Below are 26,307 nucleotides of genomic sequence, written 5' to 3'. Positions count from 1 at the left end.
ACTTTAAATTAGGCTGAAAAAGCCTCTATGTTTGTTTTTGCCGATCACCCATCTATCGCCGACCAGTTTATTGCCGAACTCCGTGATGTCACCATTCAGAAAGATTCGATGCGCTTTCGGCGCAACCTGGAGCGTCTGGGTGAACTTATGGCCTACGAAATATCGAAGTCGATGTTGTTCCAGATGGTAAAGGTGCAAACACCGCTAGGGGTAGCTCCTACACCGTTGATCAAGCATCCGCCCGTGCTGGCCACTATCCTGCGGGCCAGTCTGCCGTTTCATCAGGGTTTTTTAAATTATTTCGACCGGGCCGAGAACGCGTTTATTGGGGCCTACCGTGGGTATCCATCCGTTAATGAAGAGTTTGAGGTGGCAATGGATTACATTTCCAGTCCGGATCTGAGCGGGAAAACCGTTATTCTGATGGACCCCATGCTGGCAACGGGCCGGTCGCTGGAAAAGGTCTATCACGCGCTGTTACGGTTTGGCACACCGGCCAGAACCCACATTGCCGCCGTGCTCGCCAGTCCCGAAGGCGTCCGGTACGTTCAGGAAAAAATGCCGCAGTGCCATCTCTGGCTAGGCGCTGTCGATGAGCGTCTGGACTCACATTACTACATCGTTCCGGGCCTGGGCGATGCCGGTGATCTGGCATTCGGCGAAAAGATCTGATCAGAAGCCTTCTTTCTTGTCGTCTTCTTTTTCTTTCTCTTTTTTCTTCTCAACCACCTTTTTCGGTGCTTCCTTGGGTCCGGCGGTTTTCGGCTGCGGTTTGGGCTTTTCCTTGGTCTTGTACTGGTCTAAATACCGGTTCGTAAACTGTTCTTTCTCAAAAACATCGGCAGCCATAATAGCCATATTCTTACTTCCGCCTTTGCTGCCGGCCATAATCCGATCGTTCAGCTCCTGATCGGAGGTCAGCAGGGCCAGTTGCGCCGTGGCTCCTCCGCCGGACTTATAATCCCAGTAAAACCAGATATCGGGCGAAGACTCCAGGTAAATGGTCGCTTCGTCACCGCCATCGGTTTTCCGAATTTCCACAAACCCTTCCATCTGGGCATTCACATCCACATTCTCGATGTTTGACACGCCGATGGAGCCCACACTGTACAAGGTGTTGTGTTTGTCCGACCAGCGCAGGTTCACGTTCGAAAGCACCAGCGAAGCCACAAACTTGGGGGCAGCCTGCGTAATCGAAACGTGCTGGTTCTGGGCTTTGGTACGGTATACATCCGTGGCTTTCTGACCAATAAGAGCGGCCAGTTTGGCGGTTAACCGATCAAGATCCTCATCGGCGGCTTCGTCGTTTTTTTCGTCCAGATTCGCCTTCACCATTTTGTCGGCAATGGCCGCATTGATCGGCTGGGGAATCGGCAGCGCGAACCCGACCAGTGCATTCAGGCGCAGGGTGCTGCTGTCTACGTTAGCCCGACCCGTCCCGGCGGCAAAGACTAGATTATTGGCTGATGAACCGGTATTCATGAGGTTAACCGGGCCTTTAAAATTCATGACGCCCGTAACATCGTTGAACGTGAACGCTCCTTCCCCATCGTCCAGCCCGGTCTCGTCCTTCTTCACAATCCGGAAAACCTTCTCTTTTTCTTCGTAGGTCATCACGCCCCTAGCCCTGAACAGATCGTCGTCCTTATCGCTTTCTTTGGTGGATAAAAACGTGGGATAAAGGCCAACAGCGCCCCCGCCCCGGAAGTGCAAACCGGCCGTTAACAATTGATTTCCGTCGTTCTTGAGCGCTTCATCCACTTTTATACTGAATGTTTCGCCAATTTTCTCCTTCATCGGAATCCAGTCGCTGACCAGCTTGGCCCGTTTTTTCAAGGCCATCTTAATAGCTCCTTCCAGTTTTAAATCCTGCTCAGGGGCCATCATTGTAACGCTTCCTTTGAATTGTACTTTAGGCGCCAGCATCACATTATCCCGCTCGTCGACATCGGCGCGGGCCACGGTATAGTAGGTTTTCGCCAGTTCATTACCGTTTTTGCCCTTCCGGCCCGCATTCCGGTTATTCGACGCCAGGGCCACCGGAGCGGCTTCTTTCAACTCAAAACTGCCCATTTTAATGCTGGCCGTATCGCCTTTAGCAGCCGCAAACTGATAAACGGCATCTCCGGCAAACCGCGTTCGTGACTGAATCTGGATGTTTCCGCCTTTGAGTTTATGAAAAAGACTGGTGGTATCCAGTTCCAGCCGGGCGTTTTTGAGTGGCAGCATTTCACCGTTTCGCTTGATGGTAATCAAGCCTTTATCCGGGTAAATCCGGGCGTCGGCGGAGGTAATATACGGCACTCCGCTGACATTCAACGTCGCTTTTTCCACATCATAAACCGCCGAAGCACCGTTAAAAGCCAGTCCTTCCTGCTCCTCCGCCGTAGACGTAAAAGTGGAGGTCTTAGCGGATTTCATCGTAATGGTTTTGGCCGCAATATTCCACTGGGCTTTGCTGATCGACGTTTTGTAAGCGGCATTCGGAAATTCAAGACTTGACGCCAGCGTATCGTCAATTGACGTCGCCGATTTGGCATCCGTGGCAATCGTCACGACGCCTTTGACCTGATTGAAATCTACGTCAACCCGGGTTCCGAGCAACATGGGCTTTGTAGCGCTGCCCTGCTTATCGGCCACAACCCGGAACTGGGCGTTCCCCGCCGTAAAGCCTTCCTTGTTAAACTTGATGTTATCCGATTGCGCTTCCGAATCCGACCGTTTGACGGTTCCTTTCCCGAATAAACCGCCCGAGCGCACCAGCAAATCACCTTTCAGGTTCGTAGTGCCGTTGTAAAAGCTAAAATGATCGGCTTTGGTGGAAATCTTCATGCTATCGGCTTTCGGATACCACTTCATGGTGTAGTTCTTGATATCGACCGCCGGGAAATACGCTTTCCCCACCAATCCCTCCTTGATCTGCCCCGATTCGCCGGACGCCAGCATTGAGTCGGGGGTCATTAGAATGTCCTTAGCGGGCAGCGATGCGTTCATGTGCGAAATAACCCCTTCGGCCCGAAGCCCTTTGCGGTCCATAACCAGTTTGCCGGTAAACTTCAGGTTTCCTTTGCCACCGTAGAGCGGGTAGCCAGCCGCCGGAGCCGTGTGTTCGAAGCCCAGCGAATTGTCGGGCATGGACTTCAGGGTTGTTTTGATCGGCGGAAAAATACCATCGGAATGGAAGGTGCCATCGAACGCAATATCACCTTTCCCCAGACTATCGTTATCCACCGCTGGAACTTTGAAATAGACGTTTTTACTGTACGCCAAAGCCCCCCGGTTCGGCTGGTTGAAATAAACCGTCATCCCTTCCGGCATCATCAGCCGTTGGGTGTTCTTCTTGCCTTTCTGCTGACCGGATTTATTAGCTTTATCGGCCAGGAAAACCGTTCCAGGCTTTTCGTACTGAATATCACCACCGATCTCCTGATTCTTGCCCTGGGGCGTAAACGTAATGGAGTCGATTTTAGTCATGTTCATCGAAAACTGGTCGTAATCGAATCCCAGGTCACGGCCCGTATACCGCATATTACCGGACCTTAATTGTCCCGTCAACGTAAATGCCCGGTTTTTGCCAATCCGTAATGTTTTATCGGTTGGTACGGCGGTAATTTTCAGGGAATCACTAAGGCTGAACTTCTCAACGCCCCGGATGGTCAGAAACTTGTCGTTCAGGTTGATCGTGGCGTTGGTCGTGCTGTCGTTGGACGGATACGTCGAACGAATCAGGAAGTTGTCGTAATCCTTTTTTTTGGCGTTGGCCAGCACATACAGGACCCCTTTGCGGCTCAGGCGCATTTCTTCCGACCGGGGGTCCATATCCACATACCCCAGCGCCACCATCCGTTGCAGCACGTTCCGCATGATGGGCGGGTTAATTTTGGCGAAGTTTGCCAGATCATCGGCAAAAAATGTCTGCGTTTTCTTAACCGTGACGTAATTAGCGGCTATTTGCAGCGGATGAAACCCGAAGTCGGCCGACATACCGGCGTACCGTTCCGGGTAGAAAAAGTCGAACGACTCAAACCGTACCGGCACTTCTTTTTTAGCCGCCAGCTGGTAGAAATCCACTTTCTGGCGCGGTAAATCCCAGCGAACCACCTCGGGCTGAATGTAAAACTTGTGGTAACTGTCGCTGAAATACGTATCCGAATAACCCGACTTTTCGGCCTTGCTCAGTCGGGCAATACCGGCAGCGTGGTCATACCGGAAAACAACACCCGGGTGGTAGAGTGTGTCGGTGGCGTCAATGTATCCGGTAAACGCGGCCAGTGGACTCGAAATCACCGAATCGGCAAACTCAAACCGTTGGCTACTGGCTTTAAAGGCAGGTTTGCCTTTAAAGGTTACGTGTAACAACGACGGCTGACCGCTGGCCGACGAGCCATAAAGCCGGGTTCCGTAGAGTGCGATACCGCCCCGGTACGTAATGCCGTTGCCCAGATTCGTCAGCGTCACATCGTTCGCCCACGAAATAAACCGCGGGTAGGCAGGCGGCTGGTTGGACGCGCGTTTCTTGCTGTCGAACTCGAATTTTCCTTTGACGGGTTTGGAAAGCGGCTTAAACGTCAGGGTCACATCGTCGGCGTTGATTCTGGGATTCGCCACGGCAAACGAATAATCGGCCAGCGTCACAAACGTTTCGGGTTGCCCCGCCGACTCCCACGAAAACGAACCGCCTTTTCCGACCCAGATACCGTCTTTCAGCATCAGAGCGCCATCGGTTTTCTTTACAGCTACCGAATCATTCGCCGTCGTTACAACCAGATCAACGCCTTTGATTTCCAGTACGGGCCCGGTCAGCGCCGGAATCGGTTTGCGGACACCCGACGACGCAATCGGAATAACTTTCCCGGTTGAATCCAGCGGCAAATCCCAGCCGTCGGATTCAACCGGTTTAGCGGCCTGCGGCTTTTTGCCCCCTGTCTCACTGTCGGTGGCTGACGTAGCCGCATTAACGGCCTGGTCAGCTAAACGCAGCGTGAAAGTTCCGCCGTTGGCATAAAGCTTATTGTAATTGCTGGTGTACAAAAACCGCTTTTCGGCAAACAGCCGCACGGTTTCCAGTATTTTCGCCAGCGTTTTGGCATCGTATTTTTCAAAGGATTTTTCGGCAATCGTCAGGAAGTTGTCCACTTCGGCCGGGCTGACCTGCTGCGTAACGAGCAACTGATACAACGATTCGTAAAACGGCGCAAACTGCTGCCCGGGCTGATACCGTTTGGCGTTCATTTTCCGGCTCAGCGCCATCACGCGCTCTTTCTGCGGAGCCGACAAGCGGTTTTCCGTAAACAGCGTTTCGAGGTTTTTTTCCGCTTTTTGCGCGTAAGCCCCGCCCGAATTCATTAATTTCTGCAAATCCGTCAGAAACTGCTCCGGATTATCCGACAGCTTAACGGTTTGCGCCGTCACCACGGTTGCCAACAGCAGCAAACTGACCAGAATACTGTATATCTTGCTCATAGTGTCCTGAACGTATCCATAAACCGAAGCCTATGTTTTTCAATCCAGTGCAATGGAGAGCAAAAACACAGACTAAACGGTAGTGCCCGACGGTCCGTCGGTATATTGATCAAATCGTAATGAAACCCACCTATTCTGGGATAACTGACCGGTTTTTGTCAATCCTTCAGCTCTCCCCTTTTCTTCAATGTCCGGCGCATCCTGTTCGTAGAAACCGCTCACCAACAGGGTGCCGCCGGGTTTTATCAGCCGGACGTAAACCGGTATATCTGCCAACAACACATTTCGGTTAATGTTAGCCAGCACGATGTCAAACCGCTCATCCGGATTCACGTCATGAATCGTGCCCTGAAACACTTCGATGGGCGAACAGCCGTTTAGCTCGGCGTTTTCGCGGGCATTTTCAACGGCCCACTCTTCAATATCAAAAGCCACCACCCGTTCAGCACCCTGCAAAGCCGCCAGAACCGCCAGAATACCGGTTCCGGAGCCTACATCCAGCACGGTTTTTCCGGCGGCATCAACGCTCAACTGGTGTTCCAGCATCATAGCCGTGGTTTCGTGGTGGCCCGTTCCAAACGACATTTTCGGATTAATGACAATATCGTACTGAAACCCGGCATCCGGCTCGTGAAACGAAGCCCGAACGCGAATCCGGCCTTGCACCTCAATGGGCTGGTAGTTCCGCTCCCATTCTTCGTTCCAATTCTTTTTCTCTAACGAATTGATCTGGTAGGCTATTGCGGTTTGCCCGGCGTATTTATCGACAATGGACTGGATAGCAGCTTCATCAAAATCGGGTTCTAAAATATAAGCGTTCAGCCCTTCGTCGGTTTCCACAAAGGACTCAAAGCCCAGATTAGCCAGTTCGGCCATCAGAATATCGGTAAAATCGGGCGAAATGGTGAGTTGTATTTCCGTGTAGTTCATGCTGTAAAGAAACGAAAAAAGGACAAGCTTACGCCCGTCCTTTGGATTCGTATCTATTTTTAAAAGCCGTCGGGCCGGTAGACCTGACGGTATTCCGATTAGCGGATCAACTCCATCAAATCTTTATCATTCACTTCCTTACGAACATCGGCCATGTCCAGAAAGCGTTTGTAGAGCGTATCCAGCGTGGGTTTGTCGTAGCGATAGCCCAGCAGTTCGAGCCGGTGTTTCAACGCGTGGCGACCGCTGCGGGCCGTCAGTACAATCGACGACTTGGGCACGCCCACTTCCTGCGGGGTCATGATTTCGTAGTTCTCGGCGTGTTTCAGGAAACCGTCCTGGTGAATACCCGATGAGTGTGCAAACGCATTCCGGCCCACGATGGCTTTGTTGGCCTGCACCGGCATCCGCATCATTTCAGACACCAGCTGGCTGATCGGGTACAGACGTTTGGCATCAATACCGGTTTCAAAACCGAGTTCTTTATGCACTTTCAGGGCCATCACCACTTCTTCCAGTGAGGTATTGCCGGCGCGTTCGCCAATACCGTTGATGGTTACTTCCACCTGACGCGCGCCGTTCTGAATACCGGCCAGTGTGTTGGCGGTTGCCAGCCCAAGGTCGTTGTGGCAGTGGATGGATATAATGGCCTGATGAACGTTGGAAACGTTCTCGTAAATGTACTTGATTTTCTTACCGTATTCGTCGGGCAGGCAGTAACCGGTTGTATCGGGCAGGTTAACAACCGTTGCACCAGCGGCAATCACGGCTTCGGTCAGCTGGGCCAGAAACTGAAGGTCGGCCCGACCGGCATCTTCGGCGTAAAACTCCACATCCTCCACGTAGCTGCGGGCGTGTTTGACGGCGGCAACAGCCTGCTCCAGAATCTGCTCGCGGGTGCTGTTGAATTTGTTCCGGATATGAATATCCGACGAACCGATTCCGGTGTGAATCCGCCCCCGCTTGGCATATTTCAACGCTTCGCCAGCGGCATCAATGTCTTCTTTTTTAGCCCGTGAAAGCGCACAGATAACCGGTTCGGAAACGGCTTTCGAAATGGCAACGACCGACTGAAAGTCACCGGGGCTGGAAATCGGAAAGCCCGCTTCGATGATGTCAACACCGAGACGTTCCAGTTCTTTCGCCACCACAATTTTTTCATCCGTGGTTAGCTGGCTACCCGGCACTTGCTCGCCGTCGCGCAGGGTGGTGTCGAAAATATAAATCCGTTGGCTCATGGTTGATAAAGAATAAATTGAGTAGAATGTTCTCGCTTGATCAAAGTTTGGAAAGCAACTGCTGTCCCATTTCTCCTGTACCTAAAATCAGGTGTGCGGGTGTGGTCGCATCGGCAATATCACGGGTCCGGAAACCGGCTTTCAAAACCTGGTCAACGGCGTTGACAACGGCCTCGGCTTCGGCTTTCATACCAAACGAAATATCGAGCATCAGAGCCGCCGACAGTACCGACGCCAGCGGATTAGCAACGCCTTTGCCCGTAATGTCGTGGGCCGACCCGTGAATAGGCTCATACAACCCCGTGGTGTCGCCGATGGAAGCCGACGCCAGCATTCCCATCGAACCCGCAATCTGCGAAGCTTCGTCCGTCAGAATATCGCCGAACAGGTTGCCCGTCACCACGACATCAAACCGACGCGGATCTTTAATGAGCAGCATGGCAGCGGCATCGATAAACTGGTGTTCTACTTCCACTTCGGGATACCGTTTGGCCACTTCCTGCACCACTTCGCGCCAGAGCCGGGACGATTCCAGTACGTTGGCTTTATCCACCGAGCACAGTTTTTTCCGGCGGGTCATGGCGGCTTCAAACGCTTTGACGGCAATCCGTTCTACTTCGTAACGGCTGTAGATCATCTGGTCATAAGCCGTATCACCCTCGTCTTTGCGGCCTTTTTCGCCAAAATAGACGTCGCCCGTCAGCTCACGGAAGAATAGAATATCGGCACCTTGCAGAAATTCCGGCTTGATGCTCGAAGCCTGCAAAAGCTCGTCGAACAGCTTGATGGGTCTTAGGTTGGCATACAGGCCCAGGGCTTTCCGGATTCCCAGTAATCCCTGCTCGGGCCGAACTTTGGCCGATGGGTCGTTGTCGTATTTCGGATGACCAACGGCACCGAACAGAATGGCGTCCGACTGCTTGGATTTGGTAATGGTTTCTTCCGGCAGCGGATTTCCCGTCGCTTCGATAGCCGCGTGACCAATCAGGGCTTCGTCGTACGTAAACTCGTGACCAAATTTCTCCGCGATGCGGTCCAGAACCTGTTTCCCAACGGTTGTTACTTCCTGACCAATGCCGTCGCCGGCGATGACTACAATGTGTTTCTTCATTCCTCTTCAATGAGCGAATGAGTGAATGAGCGAATGAGTGAATAAGGTGCTAAAAATCCGGCAGTTATTCACTCATTCGCTCATTCGCTCATTCAAAAATTTGTATGGGCTAGATCGTATTGTTTGATTTCTTCTTTTAAGCTCAACAGGTAATCAATGTCATCGTATCCGTTCATCAAACACTGCTTTTTGTAGGCGTTGATGGCGAATGATTCTTTCAACCCGTTTTCCAGAATAATCTCCTGATTAACCAGATCAACCGTGATTTGTGTCTGGGGATTGGCTTCAACGGCTTTGAAAATTTCGGCCAGAAACGCATCCGATACCTGAGCGGGCAACACAAAGTTGTTCAGGGCATTGTTTCGGAAGATGTCGGCGAAGAAGCTGGAAATAACCACCTTAAAGCCATAGTCGTGCAACGCCCAGGCGGCATGTTCCCGGCTGGAACCCATTCCGAAATTTTTACCCGCAACCAGTATCCGGGCACCCGCATACGTCGGGTCGTTCAGGACGAAATCGGCTTTGGGCGTATCGTCGCTTGTATAACGCCAGTCACGAAACAGGTTATCGCCGAAGCCTTCGCGCGTAGTGGCTTTGAGAAACCGCGCCGGGATGATCTGATCGGTGTCAATATTCTCAATCGGTAGCGGAGCTGCCGTTGAGACAAGTTTATCCAAAGTTTCTTTGCTCATTCTGAATGTCTGTTTACACCAATTGCCGTACGTCGGTTACTTTGCCGGTCACGGCAGCGGCTGCCGCCATAATCGGGCTGGCCAGGAACGTCCGTGCGCCGGGGCCCTGACGGCCTTCGAAGTTGCGGTTAGACGTAGAAATACAGTATTTACCCGCCGGAACCTTGTCTTCGTTCATGCCCAGACAAGCCGAACAGCCCGGTTCGCGGAGTTCAAAACCGGCTTCGAGAAACACCTGATCCAGCCCCTCGGCTTTGGCCTGATTGGAAACCTGAACGGAACCCGGTACAATCCAGACCTCGACACCTTCAGCTTTTCGCTTTCCTTTGACAAAATCGGCAACCGTCCGCAAATCTTCAATCCGGGCGTTCGTACACGAACCGATAAAGACGTAATCAACCGGTTTTCCCACCAGTTCCGTACCCGGCTCCAGACCCATATACGCCAGCGACTTGGTGTAGGAAGCCAGTTCGCTCTGCGGTATTTCGCTCAGGTTCGGAACGTGGCTGTCGACACTGATACCCATACCGGGGTTAGTACCGTAGGTAATCATCGGACCGATGTCTTCGGCTTTATAATTCAGTTCCACATCAAACTCGGCGCCTTCGTCGGTTTTCAGCGTCCGCCAGTGTTCAACGGCCTGGTCAAACGCTTCGCCCTGGGGCGCAAACCGACGACCGCGAATGTATTCAAACGTGGTTTCATCCGGAGCAATCAGACCGCCACGGGCACCCATTTCGATGCTCATGTTGCAGATCGTCATCCGCGCTTCCATCGACAAACCCCGAATGGTATCTCCGGCGTATTCAACGAAATAGCCCGTTGCCCCGCTGGCCGAGATCTGGGAAATGATGTACAGAATAATATCTTTCGAGCTGACGCCTTTCGTCAGTTGCCCGTTGATGTTGATGCGCATCCGCTTCGGCTTGTATTGCAGAATGCACTGGGTTGCCAGCACCTGCTCTACCTCGCTGGTTCCGATACCGAATGCAATGTTGCCGAGTGCGCCGTGGGTACTGGTGTGGCTGTCACCGCAAACGATGGTCATGCCCGGCAGGGTCAGGCCCAGTTCAGGGCCGATAATGTGGACAATGCCCTGAAACGGGTGTCCCAGATCGTAGAGTTCAACACCAAATTCGGCGCAGTTTTTTCGGAGAGTTTCTACCTGATGCCGCGAAAGGGCTTCTTTGATGGGCAAATGCTGATCTTTCGTTGGTACGTTGTGATCAGCCGTCGCCGTGGTACGCGCAACGTTGAAAACACCGATGCCCCGCTTCCGCAACCCGTCAAAAGCCTGCGGACTGGTCACTTCGTGAATAAAATGGCGATCGATAAAGACGGCATCCGGTCCGCCGTCCATCGCCTTGACGACGTGGGCATCCCAGATTTTATCGAAAAGTGTTTTAGGCTGACTCATGGCTATAGTTCTTACTTATTTTCTATTTCCCCGTGATCAGACCGATGGCGGAGGAAACTCTTAATTCTGCACTACGAAACGTCCGCAACGGTCTAAATTAAAAACTCAAACAGATCCGGCTTGTCGTTCAGGTATTCAAAATGGATTTTGGCTTCACGCATGCGTTGCAGCAACGGTTCAAAATCCGCTTTGGTTTTTAACTCGATACCGACCAGAGCCGGACCGCGCTCCCGATTGGTTTTCTTGGAATATTCAAACAGGGTAATATCGTCGGTTTCGCCCAGCACACCGCTCAGGAACTCACGCATGGCACCGGCCCGCTGCGGAAACCGGATGATAAAGTAATGCTTTAGTCCTTCGTACAGCAGTGACCGCTCCTTGATTTCTTCCGTACGGGTAATGTCGTTATTTCCTCCGCTGACCAGGCAAACCACGTTTTTGCCTTTGATCTCGTCTTTCAGAAAATCCAGAGCCGCAATGGTCAGCGCACCCGCCGGTTCGGCCACAATGGCATCTTCATTGTAAAGTTGCAGAATGGTCGTGCATACCTTGCCTTCGGGGATCAGAATCACCTGATCGAGATTTTGGCGACAGACTTCGAACGTCGTATCGCCGGGGCGTTTCACGGCAGCCCCATCAACAAATTTATCAATTTCATCCAGGGCAACAATATGCCCTTCGTCCATCGACACTTTCATGGTGGGCGCCCCCAGCGGCTCGACACCGATCAGCTTCGTTCGGGGGCTTAATTGCCGGAATACCGTCGAAACACCCGATGCCAGACCGCCCCCACCAATGGCCATCAGCAGGTAATCAATCTTGAAGTTAGAATCTTTGAAGATTTCCAGCCCAACGGTTCCCTGACCTTCAATAACCTGCAAGTCATCGAACGGATGAACAAACGTGCTATCGTGGCTATTTACGTAATCAATGGCCGAATGATACGCATCGTCGTAGGTGTCGCCGGTTAAAACAACCTCCACAAACTCTTTCCCAAACAGTTTAACCTGTTTGACTTTTTGATTGGGTGTGGTGGTCGGCATGAAAATAATCCCCTTGACAGCCATTTTACGGCAGGCATAGGCCAGCCCCTGTGCGTGATTACCGGCACTGGCGCAAACCACCCCTTTGGCTAACGCTTCGGCAGACAAACTCGCCATCTTGTTGTAAGCGCCCCGAATTTTATAGGACCGTACCACCTGCATATCTTCCCGTTTCAGGAAGATATTGGCCGCATACTTATCCGAAAGGTTCAGATTTTCCTGCAACGGTGTATGCACGGCAACGCCCCGCAACCGATCAGCCGCCAGATAGATGTTGTCTACGTCCGGAAAGGTGATTTTTTTCTCCGCTTCTACCACGTTTTTAAAGTTTTGAAGTTTAAGGATCGGGGAGTTCAGGAGCCCTAATGGGATGTTAAAGTTACTCAAATTACAGCAAACTTTAACAACGAGTTCCTAAACTCCCACGATCATGCAGGGAGCCCTGCCTTAAACATTAGTTGCGCTCCGGACGCAGGCTGCGAACGGCTGAACCGGCCCGCCACATTTCTGATTCGCGGAGTTCTTTCAGTTCTTCCTCCAGTTTTTCGCGGTAATCGGCCTGTGAGTTGCGGGTAATCGAGATGTTGGCCTGCTCACCCGCTTTCACCGAATTATACAATTGTTCGAAAACCGGCTTGGTGGCATCCCGGAACGGTTTCCACCAGTCGAGCGCACCGCGTTGGGCCGTGGTCGAGCAGTTGGCATACATCCAGTCCATTCCGTTTTCGGCAACGAGCGGCATCAGCGACTGCGTCAGTTCTTCGACGGTTTCGTTGAAGGCTTCTGACGGCGAGTGACCGTTGGCGCGCAGTACTTCATACTGAGCGGCAAAAATTCCCTGGATGGCGCCCATCAGTGTACCGCGTTCGCCAGTCAGGTCAGATGTTACTTCTTTGTAGAAATCAGTTTCGAACAGGTAACCTGAACCTACGCCAATTCCCATCGCAATGGCTTTTTCGCGGGCTTTACCGGTGGCATCCTGATAGATTGCAAAGCTCGAGTTCAAGCCTTTGCCTTCTACGAACAACCGGCGTAGAGAGGTTCCGGAGCCTTTCGGAGCCACCAGGAATACGTCTACATCGGTCGGCGGTACAATACCGGTCTGGTCTTTGTACGTTACCCCGAAACCGTGCGAGAAATACAGCGATTTGCCGGGAGTCAGGTATTTTTTCACGGTCGGCCACAGTTCAATCTGAGCGGCATCCGACAGCAGGAAGCAAATAATGGTTCCTTTTTCGAGGGCTTCTTCAATTTCAAACAAGGTTTCGCCCGACACCCATCCATCGCTCACGGCTTTGTCGTAGGTTTTGCCTTTGCGTTGGCCAACGATTACATTGAAACCATTGTCGCGCATATTCAGCGACTGGCCGGGGCCCTGTACACCGTAACCGATGACGGCGATGACTTCATCTTTGAGAGTTTCTCTGGCTTTCTCGAGAGGAAATTCTTCGCGGGTCACGACTTCTTCTTCAACTCCGCCGAAGTTAATTTTTGCCATTGTTTGACTAGTTTATTTGAACTGAAATTGATTACAGATTTATGGAAAATGAATGGAATACATCAGCGAAGCTACGGCTTCAGCATAGCGAGCGCACTTAGCCTGACTTTTCCGGAACCGATGCGCAACCTGCTAAATGGGTGCGGCTAAAAACGGCTGGCGTATAGACGTATTAGAATCCGGCCGCAAATATCGTTTTTACAAATAATATTCCCACTCATATTCAGGCAAGTATTCAACCAGACCCTTTTCGGTTTTGCCAACCGCCACCCGGCCCGAACGAACGAATTCCAGGATTCCGTGGGGTTTGATGTAACTGAAAAACTCGAAAATCTCCTTCTCCGAACCGGTTTTCTCGATCACCACGTAATCCAGTTGCCAATATACTACCCAGGCATTGAAATGCTTATTAATGTATTCAATATCCAGCGGCTTGGAGCCCAGCGGAGTGGCGATCTTGAACAGGGCGATTTCGTTCGAAACGATTTCGTCGTTCAGATACCCAAAAACCGCCATTACCTCAATGATCTTCCGAATCTGGCGAACCAGTTTTTCGACGGTTTCCCGCGACTCGTGTTTGATCACAATGGTAAACCGTGAAACCCCCTTCCGTTCGGTTTCCGAAACCGTCAGGCTTTCGATGTTGATGCGCCGACGCGTGAAAATAATCGTGATCCGATTGAGCAGACCAATCGTATTTTCGGTGAATATGCAAATGGTGTATGTATTCATCTTTGTATTCGTACCCAGGAACCGAGCCGCGTAGGTTGCGCTACGCAGGCTTCAGTCCGTGTCTTCTATAACTTTTATGTAAACCGCTCACGGAATTAAGTCCGCAGGTACGCTATTCGAGCCGAATGGAGGCCACGCTGGTACCGGCCGGAACCATCGGGAAAACGTTTTCTTCTTTCTCGACGATAATTTCCAGCAGATACGGTTTGTCGGATGCCAGTAACGTATCGAGCGACGCCGAAAGATCTTCCCGGTTGGCGCAGGTATGGCCGTCGATTCCGAAGCCCTTCCCAATGGTAATAAAGTCGGGGTTCTGCAATTCGACAAACGAATACCGACGGTCGAAGAACAGTTGCTGCCACTGGCGAACCATCCCTAAGAAGTTGTTATTCAGGATGATAATTTTCACCGGAAGTTTGCTTTGCGCGATGGTTCCCAACTCCTGAATCGTCATCTGGAAACAGCCGTCGCCGATGATGGCAATTACCTCACGGCTTGGATCGCCCACTTTGGCCCCGAAAGCCGCCGGTAAAGCGAAGCCCATCGTGCCTAAACCACCCGATGTAACCAGACTATGCGGTTTCTTGAATTCGTAGTACGCCGACGTCATCATCTGGTGCTGGCCTACATCCGCCACCATGACGGCTTCCCCGCGCGTTTTTTTCGACAGCAAATCGATGGCTTCCGCCATTTTGATTTTCTCGGTCGTCGGTGCAATGGCGGGATGCGTTACCTTCTGGTCCTCAATGTCGTCGTATTTCCGGAATTCGTTGCGCCAAGCCGTATGATCGTTCTGATGAACCAGCGGCATCAAGCGCGTTAAAACCTCCTTGGCATCACCGATTACCGGGGCATCGGCTTTAATAATCTTATCGATTTCTGCCGGATCAATTTCAATATGAACCACTTTGGCCTGCCGGGCAAACAGATCGGGATTGCCCGTTACGCGGTCGTCAAACCGCATTCCCACGCCAATCAGCAGATCGCACTGATCCGTCATAACGTTAGGGCCGTAGTTGCCGTGCATACCGAGCCAACCCATGTACAACGGGTGGTCAACCGAAATGGCTGATTGGCCCAGCAGCGTGGTTGCCACCGGAATACCGGTTTTTTCGACAAAAGCCAGTAGTTCCTGCTCGGCTTTGGCGATCAATACGCCATGCCCAACCAGCATGTATGGTTTTTTGGCTTTATTAATCAGTTCAGCCGCTTTCTCGAGTTGATCCTGCTTCGGCACCAGACGCGGGCGGTAGCTGATTACCTTCTCGCACTTTTGGTACTCAAACGGTTTGGTCATCAACTCCTGCTGCGCATTCTTGGTAATATCAATCACGACCGGTCCCGGACGACCCGTTTGTGCCAGGTAAAATGCCTTGGCCACGATCTCCGGAATTTCGTCGGCGCTTGTCACCTGATAATTCCACTTCGTAATCGGCATCGTAACGCCAATTACATCGGTTTCCTGAAAGGCGTCAGTTCCTAACAGCTTCACGCCAACCTGACCCACCAGACACACCATCGGCGTGGAGTCGATCATGGCATCGGCAATTCCCGTCACCAGGTTGGTCGCGCCCGGCCCCGAAGTCACCAGACAAACCCCGGCCCGGCCCGTCACCCGGGCGTACCCTTCGGCTGCGTGGGCCGCGCCCTGCTCGTGGCGCACCAGAATGTGATTCAGACGGTCCTGATAGTCGTACAGTGCGTCATAGACGGGCATAATGGCCCCACCGGGGTAGCCAAAAATGGTATCTACACCTTCTGCCACCAAAGACTGCATAAGTGCTTCGGCTCCCGTCAGGGGTTTGATTAGCTTGGCAGCCGGAACAGCCGGCTGCGGTTCTTCTGCCGTTATTTCACTGACTGTTGTATTCATTGTATTGTTTGTTTTAACGCGATCAGTACCGTTGATTCGGCGTTTGTAGATTTTCTTCTTTCCTAAGCATCTGTCACACAACCTTCACTGGCCGAACTCACCAGTTTTACGTATTTCCGCAGAATACCGTGATCGGCGGCTTTCTCCAGAGGAGGCATCGTCCAGTTGGCCCGGCGCTCGGCCAGCTCTTCGTCCGACACGTGCATGTGAATCACGTTGTTGACGGCATCAATCGTAATTTTATCCCCGTCACGAACCAGAGCGATGTTGCCACCTTCCTGCGCTTCCGGCGTGATGTGACCCACCACAAAACCGTGTGTTCCGCCCGAAAACCGTCCGTCCGTAATCAGGGCCACTTTGTCGCCCAGACCCAGCCCCATAATGGCCGAGGTTGGTTTCAGCATTTCCGGCATACCCGGTCCGCCTTTGGGCCCTTCGTAGCGGATAACGACTACGTGACCCTCCTTGATTTCCCGGTTCTGGATAAACTCCAGCAATTGTTCTTCACGATCGCAGACTTTGGCGATCCCTTCAAACCGCTCACCTTCCTTGCCCGTAATTTTGGCAACAGCGCCCTGGGTTGCCAGGTTACCGTACAGAATCTGGATGTGACCGCTTTTCTTGATCGGATTCGTCAGCGGACGAATAATGTTCTGGGCTTCAAAATCCAGATCCGGCGCTTCTTCCAGATTTTCGGCCACGGTTTTGCCGGTAACGGTCAGGCAATCCCCATGAATATAGCCTTCTTTGTAGAGGTACTTCATCACCGCCGGAACTCCGCCAATGGCCAGCATATCTTCCATGTAATATTTTCCGCTGGGTTTCAGATCACCCAGGTACGGCGTCCGGTCGCTGATGTCCTGAATATCTTTCAGCGTCAGCGAAACCCCAACCGATTTGGCAATGGCAATGTAGTGCAACACGGCATTGGTCGAGCCACCCAGGGCCATTACCACCGTCATCGCATTCTCAAACGCCTTCTTGGTCATGATCTCGCGCGGCAGAATGTTTTTCTCCAACAGGTTCATCATGGCCGCACCGATTTTCCGGCATTCGGCCTGCTTGCCTTCGTGCGTTGCCGGGAAGCTCGAACTATAAGGCAAGCTCAACCCCAATGCCTCCATTGAGGATGCCATCGTGTTGGCCGTGTACATTCCACCACAAGCCCCCGCGCCGGGAATCGAATTCTGGATAACGCCTTTATAATCTTCGTCGCTGATGCTGTTGGCTACTTTCTTGCCATACGCTTCAAACGCCGACACAATATCTAATTTCTGTCCTTTGTAACTTCCTGATCGAATCGTACCACCGTATACCAGAATGGAAGGACGGTTTAAGCGACCCACCGCCATCAGCGCACCGGGCATATTTTTATCACAACCGACTACGGCAATCACACCGTCGTACCACTGAGCGTGGACGACTGTTTCAATCGAATCAGCAATGATATCCCGCGACGGCAATGAGTACGACATCCCATCGTTTCCGTTGGTCATCCCGTCCGAAACACCGATGGTATTGAACACCAGCCCGACCAACCCGCTTTCATTAACTCCTTTTTTCACATAAGCCGCCAAACCATTCAGGTGAATGTTGCAAGGGTTTCCGTCGTAACCAGCACTGGCAATTCCAATCTGAGGTTTGCTCATATCCTCTTCCTTCAGGCCAATGCCGTAGAGCATGGCCTGAGCGGCCGGGTTACTGACTTCCTGCGTAAGGGTAGAACTGTACCGGTTTAGTTGATTTTTTTCGGTTGCTGTCGTTGTCATAAATTCAGTTAGCGAAAATTCGCTGAAAGCGTAATTTGATTCAAAGGAAAAAAATTGAAATAAATTACGCAAGAATCTGGCCCGGATTTTTTAGTATTTTTTTCACTATGCGTAGTTCGTATAGAATACATTGTACTTTTGATGTATCAGAAATAGCATTATACGATGATTACCGAAAACTCGTCCCATTACGACCACCTTGAGCAGATGTCTGTTCATGAGTTACTGACCAATATTAATAACGAGGACAAAACCGTTCCGCTGGCTGTTGAGAAAGCCATCCCGCAGATGGAAGCGCTGGTGACCGAAATTGTCAAGCGAATGAAAGAAGGCGGTCGGCTGTTTTACATCGGCGCCGGAACCAGCGGTCGGCTGGGAGTGGTCGATGCCTCGGAGTGCCCGCCCACCTACGGGGTGTCGCCTGATTTAGTCGTAGGCATCATTGCCGGAGGAGACCGCGCGATCCGCAGTGCCGTCGAAAACGCGGAGGATGATTCCGAGCAGGCCTGGAAAGACTTGCAGGTGTATCACATCGACCCACTGGATACGCTCATCGGCATTGCCGCATCGGGCCGGACGCCTTACGTGATCGGCGGTTTGCAGAAAGCCCGCGAAGCCAGTATTCTGACGGGTTGTATCGTTTGTAATCCCGGTTCGGCGGTGGCTCAGGCGGCTGAATTCCCGGTCGAGGTGGTGGTGGGTCCGGAATTTGTAACGGGCAGCACGCGCATGAAGTCCGGAACCGCCCAGAAACTGGTCCTCAATATGATTTCGACCTCGGTGATGATTCAGTTGGGCCGGGTAAAAGGCAACAAAATGGTCGATATGCAATTAACTAATCATAAACTTAAAATCCGGGCGACCAACATGGTGATGAGTGAAACGGGGGTTTCGCAGCAGCGAGCCGAGGAGCTACTCGCCAAGTTTGGCAACGTACGGAGTGCCATCCTGAACGTTAATTACAATCCGGAAGAATGAAAGCAATACGCCAGTTAGCCGTACACCAGCCCGCTCAATACCTTGATACTGAGGAACCCGTCGCTGGGCCGGGTGAGGTCGTTGTGCAGATCAAAGCTGCGGCCATTAACCACCGGGATATCTTCGTTCAACAGGGCTTATACCCCCGAATGAAATTACCGGTTATCCTGGGTTCTGATGGAGCCGGTGTGGTGGTAGAAGCGGGTGAGGGTGTGGATAATGTGTGGAAAAACCAGGAAGTCATTCTGAATCCGGGGCTTAACTGGGGGCCAAATCCTAATTTTTACGGTCCGGATTTTAAAATCCTGGGAATGCCCGATGACGGAACGTTTGCCGAGTACGTAAAAATTGAAGCCCGATACCTGCACCACAAACCTAACCATCTTTCTTTCGAACAGGCAGCCGCCCTGCCGCTGACGGGTTTAACCGCCTGGCGCGCCCTGATGACCCGGGCCAGACTGCAAACCAGCCATCCGGAACGGGTTCTGATTACCGGTATTGGCGGAGGAGCCGCCCTGATCGCCCTGCAAATCGCGCGGGCCGCCGGGGCAGAGGTGTGGGTAACGTCCGGTTCGGACGAAAAACTGCAACGCGCCAAAGAGTTGGGCGCGACCGGCGGGGTTATCTACCGGGATGCCGATTGGCCCAAAACGCTGCTGGCTCAAACCGGGGGTAACAAAGGGGGCTATTTCGACATTATCATCGATAGTGCGGCCGGACCGGGATTCGCAAAACTGGTCGATGTGGCGGCTCCGGGCGGACGGATTGTTTTCTACGGCGGCACCACCGGTAACATCACGGATGTCCCCCCTTCCAAAGTCTTTTTCAAGCAACTAAACATTCACGGCACAACGATGGGGACCGATCCGGAATTTGCGGATATGGTTCGCTTTGTGGAAGAAAATCAACTTGTTCCGGTCGTTGATGAGGTGATGCCGCTGGCAGAAACCGAGCAGGCGCTACGAAAAGTCCAAAGCGGGAAACAGTTTGGCAAAGTGGTTTTGAGCGTTTCGTAAGCGGTTTTCTTTTGCGTCGGGGTTGCTTTTTCCGGAAAACCAAGCGAGTTTCGAATCCTAAATCCGAAACCCATGAATACGAAACGCCGAGATTTTTTGAAACTAACCGGCCTGGCCGGTGCCGGACTAAGTACCGCACACTTAAGTTATGGTTTACCCGCCGAAACCCAGGCCCCACGTCCTCCCAGACAGACATTCAATATGTGCGGCTACAGTGCGCCCCGCATCGATACCGTTCGGATCGGCTACATTGGGGTTGGCAACCGCGGAACCGGAGCATTGAAACGCATCGTTTACCTCGATAATGTGACGGTTCAGGCCATTTGCGACGTGCGGCCCGAGCGTATTGATGAGGCCAAGAAGGTGCTGGAAAAAACCGCTCACAAACCTACCTACTACACCGGAAAAACCGATTCCTGGAAGGCCCTCTGCGACCGGAAAGACATTGACCTGATTTACATTTGTACGCCCTGGAACCTCCACACGCCAATGGCCCTGTATGCGATGGAACAGGGGAAACACGTTGCCTGTGAGATTCCCATTGCTACTACCGTCGACGATTGCTGGAAACTAGTCGAAACGTCGGAGCGCACGAAGAAGCACTGCATGATGCTGGAAAACTGCTGCTACGATTTCTTTGAATTGCTGACGCTGAACATGGCGCGTCAGGGCTTTTTCGGCGAACTCGTCCACGCAGAAGGCGCTTACATTCACGACATTTTTGACTCCCTATTCGACAAAAGCAAACGGCATGACCTGTGGCGGTTGAAAGAAAATCAGCGCAACGGCAACCTGTATCCGACCCACGGCCTGGGCCCCGTTGCCCAGGTGCTCGACATCAACCGGGGTGATCAGATGGATTACCTGGTGGCGATGTCCAGCAATGATTTCATGCTGGCCAAAAAAGCCGAGGAACTGGCCCAGACCGACGATTATTTCAAACAGTTTAAAGGAAAATCGTTCCGGGGAAATATGAATACAACCACCATCCGGACTAAAAAAGGCCGGACCATCATGCTGCAACACGACGTTAGTTCGCACCGGCCTTACTCCCGGATTCACATCGTCAGCGGAACGAAAGCCACGGCCCAGAAGTATCCGCTGCCGGGCCGGATATCCAAAGGTCACGAATGGATGTCGGAGCAGGAGTACCAGGAACTCGAAAAGAAATACCAACCCGAAATTGTCAAACGGGTGGGCGAACTGGCCAAACAGGTCGGCGGCCACGGCGGTATGGATTTTCTGATGGACTGGCGACTCATCGACTGCCTGCGCAACGGTTTACCGCTCGATCAGGATGTGTACGATGCGGCCTTGTGGAGCAGCATTGGCCCGCTCAGCGAGTGGTCGGTTGCCCATCGCTCCAACTCCATCGACGTCCCGGATTTTACCAACGGTTCCTGGAAAACCAACAAGCCGGTAGACATCAGCCTGGCAACCGGCGGCACCACCCGAATCAAGAACCTATAAAAAACCTTCTTATCCGCCCTTATTCCTCTCATTACGAACCCTACTTATGACAATTCTGATTTCAAAAACCGCTGAGCAACTCGGCCAGAGTGCGGGTCAGGCAACCGCTGCCCTTATCCAGCAAGCCATTGCCGAGCGCGGACAAGCCAACATTATTTTAGCCACCGGAACCAGCCAGTTTGCCACATTGCAGCAGCTTATTCAGGAAGATATCGACTGGAGCCGGGTGGTGATGTTCCACCTGGACGAGTACATTGGTCTGCCGCTTTCTCATCCGGCCAGCTTCCGCAAATACCTTCAGGAACGTTTTCTAAATCAGGTTTCACCCCTGAAAGCCAGTTATCTGATCAACGGCGAGGTGGACGCACAGGAAGAAACCCGGCGGCTTGGAGCCCTCATTCAGGCCCATCCCATCGACGTTGCACTGGTCGGCATTGGCGAAAACGGGCACCTGGCGTTCAACGACCCCCCGGCTGATTTCGATACTGAGGAACCTTACCTGATTGTTGACCTGGATGCGGCCTGTCGGCGTCAGCAGTTTAATGAAGGCTGGTTTCCAACACTGGACGATGTTCCGACGCAGGCCATCAGTATGTCGGTTCGGCAAATTATGAAATCGCGTCATATCATCTGCTCGGTGCCCGATCAACGCAAGGCGCAAGCCGTTAAAGACACGCTGGAGGAGCCCATTAGTAACTTGTTCCCGGCCAGTATTCTACGGTCACATCCCAATTGCCAGCTGTATCTGGACGAACCCGCGGCCAGCCTGCTATCGACCGAAACGATTTCTACTAGTAATGGGCTAACCTAAAAGTGATGAAGTAATTGACCGACAGCCAATTGCTTCATGTGTGGACATACGTAAGTGCTCTTGCGAAGGCCAAAGACCGTTTACTAACTTTTTAAACTATAAAAAAGCTAAAACAGAGTGAGTTATCCACATTACTATGTGGATAACTCCTTATTTTAATACTATTTTTCCACATTTTGTGCTATGACCGGCTCCTCAAACGGCCTTGCCAATAAGCCAACAGGAAGGTGATAAAAGCTGATAATACCATCCAGACATTACTGGATAAACGCCGGTCGGCGGGACTACTCCGGTCGTTAAAAAAGCCGACCGATCTAATTGATTTTTGCTCCAATGATTACTTGGGCCTGGCCCGTTCCCCTATCGTGCGGCAACAGATCGGGCAGGCCGTTGCGCACCATCCCGCCCTGCTGAACGGATCGACCGGTTCGCGATTGCTGGCCGGAAATTCTACCCTGGCCGAAGAACTGGAAACCGAAATTGCCCTTTTCCACAAGGCCAAAGCGGCCCTGATTTTTAATTCCGGCTACGACGCCAACGTTGGCCTGCTGGCCAGCTTACCGCAACGGGGGGATACCCTGCTCACTGATGAACTGATTCACGCCAGCATGATCGACGGCGCGCGGTTGAGCCTGGCAAACCGTTTTAAATTCCGTCACAACGATCTGGCTGATCTGGAAAACCGGCTGAAAAGCGCGACCGGTACGGTTTACGTGGCCATTGAATCAGTTTACTCAATGGACGGCGATCTGGCTCCGTTACCCGAAATGGTTGAACTCTGCGAACGCTACGAAGCCGCTTTGATCGTGGATGAAGCCCACGCAACGGGCGTTTTCGGAGCAAACGGCGAAGGACTGGTTCAGGCGCTCGGGTTACAGAAGCAGGTGTTTGCGCGGGTGCATACGTTTGGGAAAGCGCTCGGCATTCACGGCGCGACGGTTGTGGGATCGGCGGCCTTACGGGAGTTTCTGATTAATTTTGCCCGTTCGTTCGTGTACTCGACGGCTTTGCCTCCGCATAGTTTGCTGGCAATTCGGAGCGTTTACGGTTTTTTGCCGCAATGCCAGGCGCTTATTCAGCGTTTGCATACGTTACGCGCCTATTTCCAGCAGCAGATTGAAACGCACTTGCCCCAAACGGAGTGGACGTCCGCCGAAAGTCCGATTTTAGGGTTAGTCGTTCCGGGAAATGACGTCTGCCGGGCAACTGCCACAAGGCTTCAGCAAGCCGGTTTTGACATCCGGCCCATCCTGAGCCCGACGGTTCCGGCGGGTCGCGAACGGCTGCGAATCTGTCTGCACGCGTTTAATTCGGAAAACGAAATTGATCGGCTGGTGCAGACGTTACAGGAAATTATAGATGTTCATGAGTAACCCCTTGCAATTTATTCTGGCCGGTGTCGGTACCGAAATCGGTAAAACCGTGGTGTCGTCCGTCGTCGTGGAAGCCCTACAGGCCGATTACTGGAAACCGGTGCAGTCCGGCGCTCTGGAAGATTCCGATACCGAAACCGTTCGGCGGCTGATTTCCAATACCGTCACCCGGTTTCATTCCGAAGCCTACCGCCTGCGGGAACCGTTATCGCCCCACGCGGCCGCAGCCATCGACGGTGTGCAAATCACCCTTTCCGCATTTTCCGTTCCCAAAACCGACAACCACCTGGTAATCGAATTGGCGGGCGGCTTGATGGTTCCGCTGAACGACCGCGATCTAAACATTGATCTGGTCCAGCAACTTCAGCTACCGGTTTTACTGGTTTCCAAACATTATCTGGGCAGCATCAACCATACCCTCCTTTCGGTGGAAGCCCTGCAACAGCGCGGCATCCCTATTCTAGGACTGATTTTCAACGGTCCTGAAACCCCGGCGTCGGAAGATTTTATTGTCAATTATACCGGTTTGAAGAGCTTTGGACGAATTGAGTGGGGCGGAGAAATCAACCGGGAATTTGTCAGCCGGAATGCGGCCAGCGTAAAACCTCTATTGGAAGAACATCATGGAAGCTTATAATAATCATAACTCGGACAAACCGACTGGCGCGGAACTCCCTCTGGGTGAGCGGGATCAGGCCGTCATCTGGCACCCGTTTACGCAAATGCAGACGGCCCCGCTGCCCATCCCGATTGTCCGGGGCGACGGTGCGTTGCTGTTCGGCGAAGACGGCAAAGCTTACATCGACGCGGTTTCGTCGTGGTGGGTTACCATTCACGGCCATAGCCATCCGTACATTGCCGAGCGGATTTACAAGCAGCTTCAGACACTCGAGCACGTCATTTTTGCCGGTTTTACCCACCAGCCCGCCGTTGAACTGGCCGAACGGCTGCTGCCGATTTTACCGAATAACCAGAATAAGGTTTTTTATTCGGACAATGGCTCGACGGCGGTGGAAGTCGCCCTTAAAATGGCGTTCCAGTACTGGCACAACATCGGCCAGCCCCGCCGGAAAGTGATTGCGCTGGAAGGCGCTTACCACGGTGATACGTTCGGGGCGATGGCGGTGAGCGGTCGGAGTGCGTTTACGGCTCCGTTTGTGCCGTTTCTGTTCGATGTTGAATACATTCCGGCGCCCGTTGCCGGACAGGAACAAACGGCTCTGGACCAACTGCAAGCCCTATTGAGCGATGACGTAGCGGCTTTAATCGTAGAACCGCTGGTGCAGGGATCGGGTGGTATGGTCATGTACGAACCGGACGTGCTGGACCAATTCATCCGTCTGGCCCGCCGTCACGGTGCTTTGATCATTACCGATGAAGTCATGACGGGTTTTGGCCGTACCGGAAAACTGTTTGCCTCGCATTACCTGCACGAACAACCCGACCTGATGAGCCTGTCGAAAGGCTTAACCGGCGGAACGATGGCGCTGGGCGTTACAACCTGTACGCAAGAAATTTACGACGCCTTTCTGTCGGAAGACCGCTATAAAACCCTGTTTCACGGCCACTCGTTTACGGCCAATCCGCTGGCCTGTACAGCCGCACTCGCCAGCCTTGACCTGCTGCTTACCGACGAAACACAGGCATCGATTCAGCGCATCGGCCAGCGTCACGCAGCGTTTGCGGAACAGCTAAAGCAGAAACCGGGGGTCAAAAACGTTCGACAGCGCGGTACCATCCTGGCGTTCGATCTGGATGTGGATGGGCAGGCTAGCTCCTACTTCAGCAACATTCGGGATATTGCCTATAACTTCCTGCTGAATGAACGTGTCCTGATGCGGCCGCTGGGCAATGTGCTGTATGTTTTTCCGCCCTACTGCATCACCGACGAGCAACTGGATACGGTGTATGCCGCTATCGAAAAATTATTAAAACACCTGCACGAAGACTTATAGCAGGTGTTTCTGATGAAATGATTTCGATACCGTTCAATCCGGCCACAGCGGGGTGTCCTTACCAGATTCAGGATGACCCGCCGGGGTTTAGAGGTATAGCTCCACGTTGAATTACAACGCGTACCATTTGATGAGCAGTCCGCCCACAACGGCCCCGATAATCGGCCCGACGATGGGGACCCAGGCATAGTTCCAGTCCGACGAACCTTTGCCCGGAATGGGAAGTAAGGCATGGGCAATCCGTGGCCCCAGATCGCGGGCGGGGTTGATGGCGTAACCGGTCGTACCGCCCAGTGAAAGGCCGATGCTCCAGACCAGCACCCCAACCAGATACGGCCCTAAACCGATGGCAATGGTCCCGAGAGATTTGGCTGAAATACCCGCAATTCCGATGATGAGCGCCAGCGTCCCAATCATTTCACTGACCACATTGCTTGCAGGCTGGCGAATGGCCGGGCCTGTGGAGAAAACGGCGAGCTTGGTCCCCGCATCGGGTGTAGCGGCCCAGTGCGGCAAATACTGAAGCCAGACCAATACCGCCCCCAGAAAAGCCCCAATCATCTGCGCCGGAATGTAGCTGGCCAGCTTGCTGTAGTCGCTCGTTGCCACGGCAAAGGCGATGGTGACGGCCGGATTCAGATGCCCGTCAATACTGCCGAAGGCTTTGGCAATGAAAACACCCATGGTGACGGCAAAAGCCCAACCCGTGGTAATCACAATCCATCCGGACGCTTCGCCCTTGGTTTGTTTCAATATAACATTCGCGACAACACCGTCGCCTAACAGAATAACGACCAACGTTCCTACCAGTTCACCGAGGAAGGGAGACAGTTGCATAGAAAAAGGTGGGTTTAGGGATAAGCCAATAAAATATACGTTCTGTTACAAAGCCGCCAATATAAAGCAATATTTATTACCATTTATACGCAAAGTGAATA

At 52.5% G+C, this 26,307-nt stretch carries 20 protein-coding genes; 8 read left to right on the top strand and 12 right to left on the bottom strand.

What is annotated here, in order from left to right:
* Positions 1–27 precede the first annotated feature (27 nt).
* Complete coding sequence (gene upp, locus LX87_RS01215; RefSeq protein WP_111626352.1) at positions 28–672, top strand: uracil phosphoribosyltransferase; 645 nt, start codon at positions 28–30, stop codon at positions 670–672.
* Here the strand turns inward: upp and LX87_RS01210 are convergent, their stop codons facing one another.
* The 11 genes from LX87_RS01210 to ilvD form a co-directional block, all read right to left on the bottom strand.
* On the bottom strand, positions 673–5,463 hold the full coding sequence (locus tag LX87_RS01210) for a hypothetical protein (RefSeq protein ID WP_111626351.1): 4,791 nt from the start codon (positions 5,461–5,463) through the stop codon (positions 673–675).
* A gap of 72 nt (positions 5,464–5,535) precedes the next feature.
* Complete coding sequence (gene prmA, locus LX87_RS01205; protein ID WP_111626350.1) at positions 5,536–6,393, bottom strand: 50S ribosomal protein L11 methyltransferase; 858 nt, start codon at positions 6,391–6,393, stop codon at positions 5,536–5,538.
* A gap of 98 nt (positions 6,394–6,491) precedes the next feature.
* Positions 6,492–7,631: a 2-isopropylmalate synthase gene (locus LX87_RS01200; RefSeq protein ID WP_111626349.1), complete on the bottom strand. Its 1,140-nt coding sequence runs from the start codon at positions 7,629–7,631 to the stop codon at positions 6,492–6,494.
* A gap of 40 nt (positions 7,632–7,671) precedes the next feature.
* Positions 7,672–8,742 (bottom strand): 3-isopropylmalate dehydrogenase, encoded by a 1,071-nt coding sequence (leuB, locus tag LX87_RS01195; protein ID WP_111626348.1) that lies wholly within the window; start codon positions 8,740–8,742, stop codon positions 7,672–7,674.
* Between the two features lie 92 nt (positions 8,743–8,834).
* Complete coding sequence (leuD, locus tag LX87_RS01190; protein WP_111626347.1) at positions 8,835–9,434, bottom strand: 3-isopropylmalate dehydratase small subunit; 600 nt, start codon at positions 9,432–9,434, stop codon at positions 8,835–8,837.
* Positions 9,435–9,447: 13 nt separating this feature from the next.
* Positions 9,448–10,851 carry a 3-isopropylmalate dehydratase large subunit gene (leuC, locus tag LX87_RS01185; RefSeq protein ID WP_111626346.1) on the bottom strand — a complete coding sequence of 468 codons (1,404 nt, stop codon included), beginning with the start codon at positions 10,849–10,851 and terminating at the stop codon, positions 9,448–9,450.
* 92 nt (positions 10,852–10,943) lie between these two features.
* Positions 10,944–12,212 (bottom strand): threonine ammonia-lyase IlvA, encoded by a 1,269-nt coding sequence (gene ilvA, locus LX87_RS01180; protein WP_211325261.1) that lies wholly within the window; start codon positions 12,210–12,212, stop codon positions 10,944–10,946.
* 136 nt (positions 12,213–12,348) lie between these two features.
* Positions 12,349–13,392: a ketol-acid reductoisomerase gene (ilvC, locus tag LX87_RS01175; RefSeq protein ID WP_111626345.1), complete on the bottom strand. Its 1,044-nt coding sequence runs from the start codon at positions 13,390–13,392 to the stop codon at positions 12,349–12,351.
* Between the two features lie 198 nt (positions 13,393–13,590).
* Positions 13,591–14,124 carry an acetolactate synthase small subunit gene (ilvN, locus tag LX87_RS01170; protein ID WP_111626344.1) on the bottom strand — a complete coding sequence of 178 codons (534 nt, stop codon included), beginning with the start codon at positions 14,122–14,124 and terminating at the stop codon, positions 13,591–13,593.
* Between the two features lie 112 nt (positions 14,125–14,236).
* Positions 14,237–15,997 carry a biosynthetic-type acetolactate synthase large subunit gene (ilvB, locus tag LX87_RS01165; protein WP_111626343.1) on the bottom strand — a complete coding sequence of 587 codons (1,761 nt, stop codon included), beginning with the start codon at positions 15,995–15,997 and terminating at the stop codon, positions 14,237–14,239.
* Between the two features lie 62 nt (positions 15,998–16,059).
* Positions 16,060–17,766: a dihydroxy-acid dehydratase gene (ilvD, locus tag LX87_RS01160; protein WP_111627433.1), complete on the bottom strand. Its 1,707-nt coding sequence runs from the start codon at positions 17,764–17,766 to the stop codon at positions 16,060–16,062.
* Between the two features lie 165 nt (positions 17,767–17,931).
* Here ilvD and murQ point away from each other — a divergent pair, with 165 nt between their 5' ends.
* From murQ to bioA, 7 genes are all read left to right on the top strand, one after another.
* Complete coding sequence (murQ, locus tag LX87_RS01155; protein ID WP_111626342.1) at positions 17,932–18,744, top strand: N-acetylmuramic acid 6-phosphate etherase; 813 nt, start codon at positions 17,932–17,934, stop codon at positions 18,742–18,744.
* A complete protein-coding gene (locus tag LX87_RS01150; RefSeq protein ID WP_111626341.1) occupies positions 18,741–19,760 on the top strand; it encodes a zinc-binding dehydrogenase in 1,020 nt (339 codons plus the stop codon). Before murQ ends, LX87_RS01150 begins: the two co-directional genes overlap by 4 nt.
* Positions 19,761–19,832: 72 nt before the next feature.
* Positions 19,833–21,230, top strand: a complete 1,398-nt coding sequence (locus tag LX87_RS01145) for a Gfo/Idh/MocA family protein (protein WP_111626340.1) — start codon at positions 19,833–19,835, stop codon at positions 21,228–21,230.
* Positions 21,231–21,276: 46 nt separating this feature from the next.
* Positions 21,277–22,041 (top strand): glucosamine-6-phosphate deaminase, encoded by a 765-nt coding sequence (locus tag LX87_RS01140; protein ID WP_111626339.1) that lies wholly within the window; start codon positions 21,277–21,279, stop codon positions 22,039–22,041.
* Positions 22,042–22,268: 227 nt separating this feature from the next.
* Positions 22,269–23,414 (top strand): aminotransferase class I/II-fold pyridoxal phosphate-dependent enzyme, encoded by a 1,146-nt coding sequence (locus tag LX87_RS01135; RefSeq protein ID WP_111626338.1) that lies wholly within the window; start codon positions 22,269–22,271, stop codon positions 23,412–23,414.
* Positions 23,407–24,051 (top strand): dethiobiotin synthase, encoded by a 645-nt coding sequence (gene bioD, locus LX87_RS01130; protein ID WP_111626337.1) that lies wholly within the window; start codon positions 23,407–23,409, stop codon positions 24,049–24,051. The genes LX87_RS01135 and bioD overlap by 8 nt, the downstream gene beginning before the upstream one ends.
* Positions 24,038–25,369 carry an adenosylmethionine--8-amino-7-oxononanoate transaminase gene (bioA, locus tag LX87_RS01125; protein ID WP_111626336.1) on the top strand — a complete coding sequence of 444 codons (1,332 nt, stop codon included), beginning with the start codon at positions 24,038–24,040 and terminating at the stop codon, positions 25,367–25,369. Before bioD ends, bioA begins: the two co-directional genes overlap by 14 nt.
* 111 nt (positions 25,370–25,480) lie before the next feature.
* Here the strand turns inward: bioA and LX87_RS01120 are convergent, their stop codons facing one another.
* Complete coding sequence (locus tag LX87_RS01120) at positions 25,481–26,206, bottom strand: MIP/aquaporin family protein (protein ID WP_111626335.1); 726 nt, start codon at positions 26,204–26,206, stop codon at positions 25,481–25,483.
* Positions 26,207–26,307 lie beyond the last annotated feature (101 nt).

The sequence above is a fragment of the Larkinella arboricola genome (assembly GCF_003259745.1).
GTDB classification, from domain to species: Bacteria; Bacteroidota; Bacteroidia; order Cytophagales; family Spirosomataceae; genus Larkinella; species Larkinella arboricola.
This window is presented reverse-complemented; position numbering and strand designations above follow the sequence as displayed.

Coding starts and splice junctions, on each gene's coding strand:
- upp (WP_111626352.1), top strand. CDS start 28: ATGTTTGTTTTTGCCGATCACCCATCTATCGCCGACCAGTTTATTGCC.
- LX87_RS01210 (WP_111626351.1), bottom strand. CDS start 5,463: ATGAGCAAGATATACAGTATTCTGGTCAGTTTGCTGCTGTTGGCAACC.
- prmA (WP_111626350.1), bottom strand. CDS start 6,393: ATGAACTACACGGAAATACAACTCACCATTTCGCCCGATTTTACCGAT.
- LX87_RS01200 (WP_111626349.1), bottom strand. CDS start 7,631: ATGAGCCAACGGATTTATATTTTCGACACCACCCTGCGCGACGGCGAG.
- leuB (WP_111626348.1), bottom strand. CDS start 8,742: ATGAAGAAACACATTGTAGTCATCGCCGGCGACGGCATTGGTCAGGAA.
- leuD (WP_111626347.1), bottom strand. CDS start 9,434: ATGAGCAAAGAAACTTTGGATAAACTTGTCTCAACGGCAGCTCCGCTA.
- leuC (WP_111626346.1), bottom strand. CDS start 10,851: ATGAGTCAGCCTAAAACACTTTTCGATAAAATCTGGGATGCCCACGTC.
- ilvC (WP_111626345.1), bottom strand. CDS start 13,392: ATGGCAAAAATTAACTTCGGCGGAGTTGAAGAAGAAGTCGTGACCCGC.
- ilvN (WP_111626344.1), bottom strand. CDS start 14,124: ATGAATACATACACCATTTGCATATTCACCGAAAATACGATTGGTCTG.
- ilvB (WP_111626343.1), bottom strand. CDS start 15,997: ATGAATACAACAGTCAGTGAAATAACGGCAGAAGAACCGCAGCCGGCT.
- ilvD (WP_111627433.1), bottom strand. CDS start 17,766: ATGACAACGACAGCAACCGAAAAAAATCAACTAAACCGGTACAGTTCT.
- murQ (WP_111626342.1), top strand. CDS start 17,932: ATGATTACCGAAAACTCGTCCCATTACGACCACCTTGAGCAGATGTCT.
- LX87_RS01150 (WP_111626341.1), top strand. CDS start 18,741: ATGAAAGCAATACGCCAGTTAGCCGTACACCAGCCCGCTCAATACCTT.
- LX87_RS01145 (WP_111626340.1), top strand. CDS start 19,833: ATGAATACGAAACGCCGAGATTTTTTGAAACTAACCGGCCTGGCCGGT.
- LX87_RS01140 (WP_111626339.1), top strand. CDS start 21,277: ATGACAATTCTGATTTCAAAAACCGCTGAGCAACTCGGCCAGAGTGCG.
- bioD (WP_111626337.1), top strand. CDS start 23,407: ATGAGTAACCCCTTGCAATTTATTCTGGCCGGTGTCGGTACCGAAATC.
- bioA (WP_111626336.1), top strand. CDS start 24,038: ATGGAAGCTTATAATAATCATAACTCGGACAAACCGACTGGCGCGGAA.
- LX87_RS01120 (WP_111626335.1), bottom strand. CDS start 26,206: ATGCAACTGTCTCCCTTCCTCGGTGAACTGGTAGGAACGTTGGTCGTT.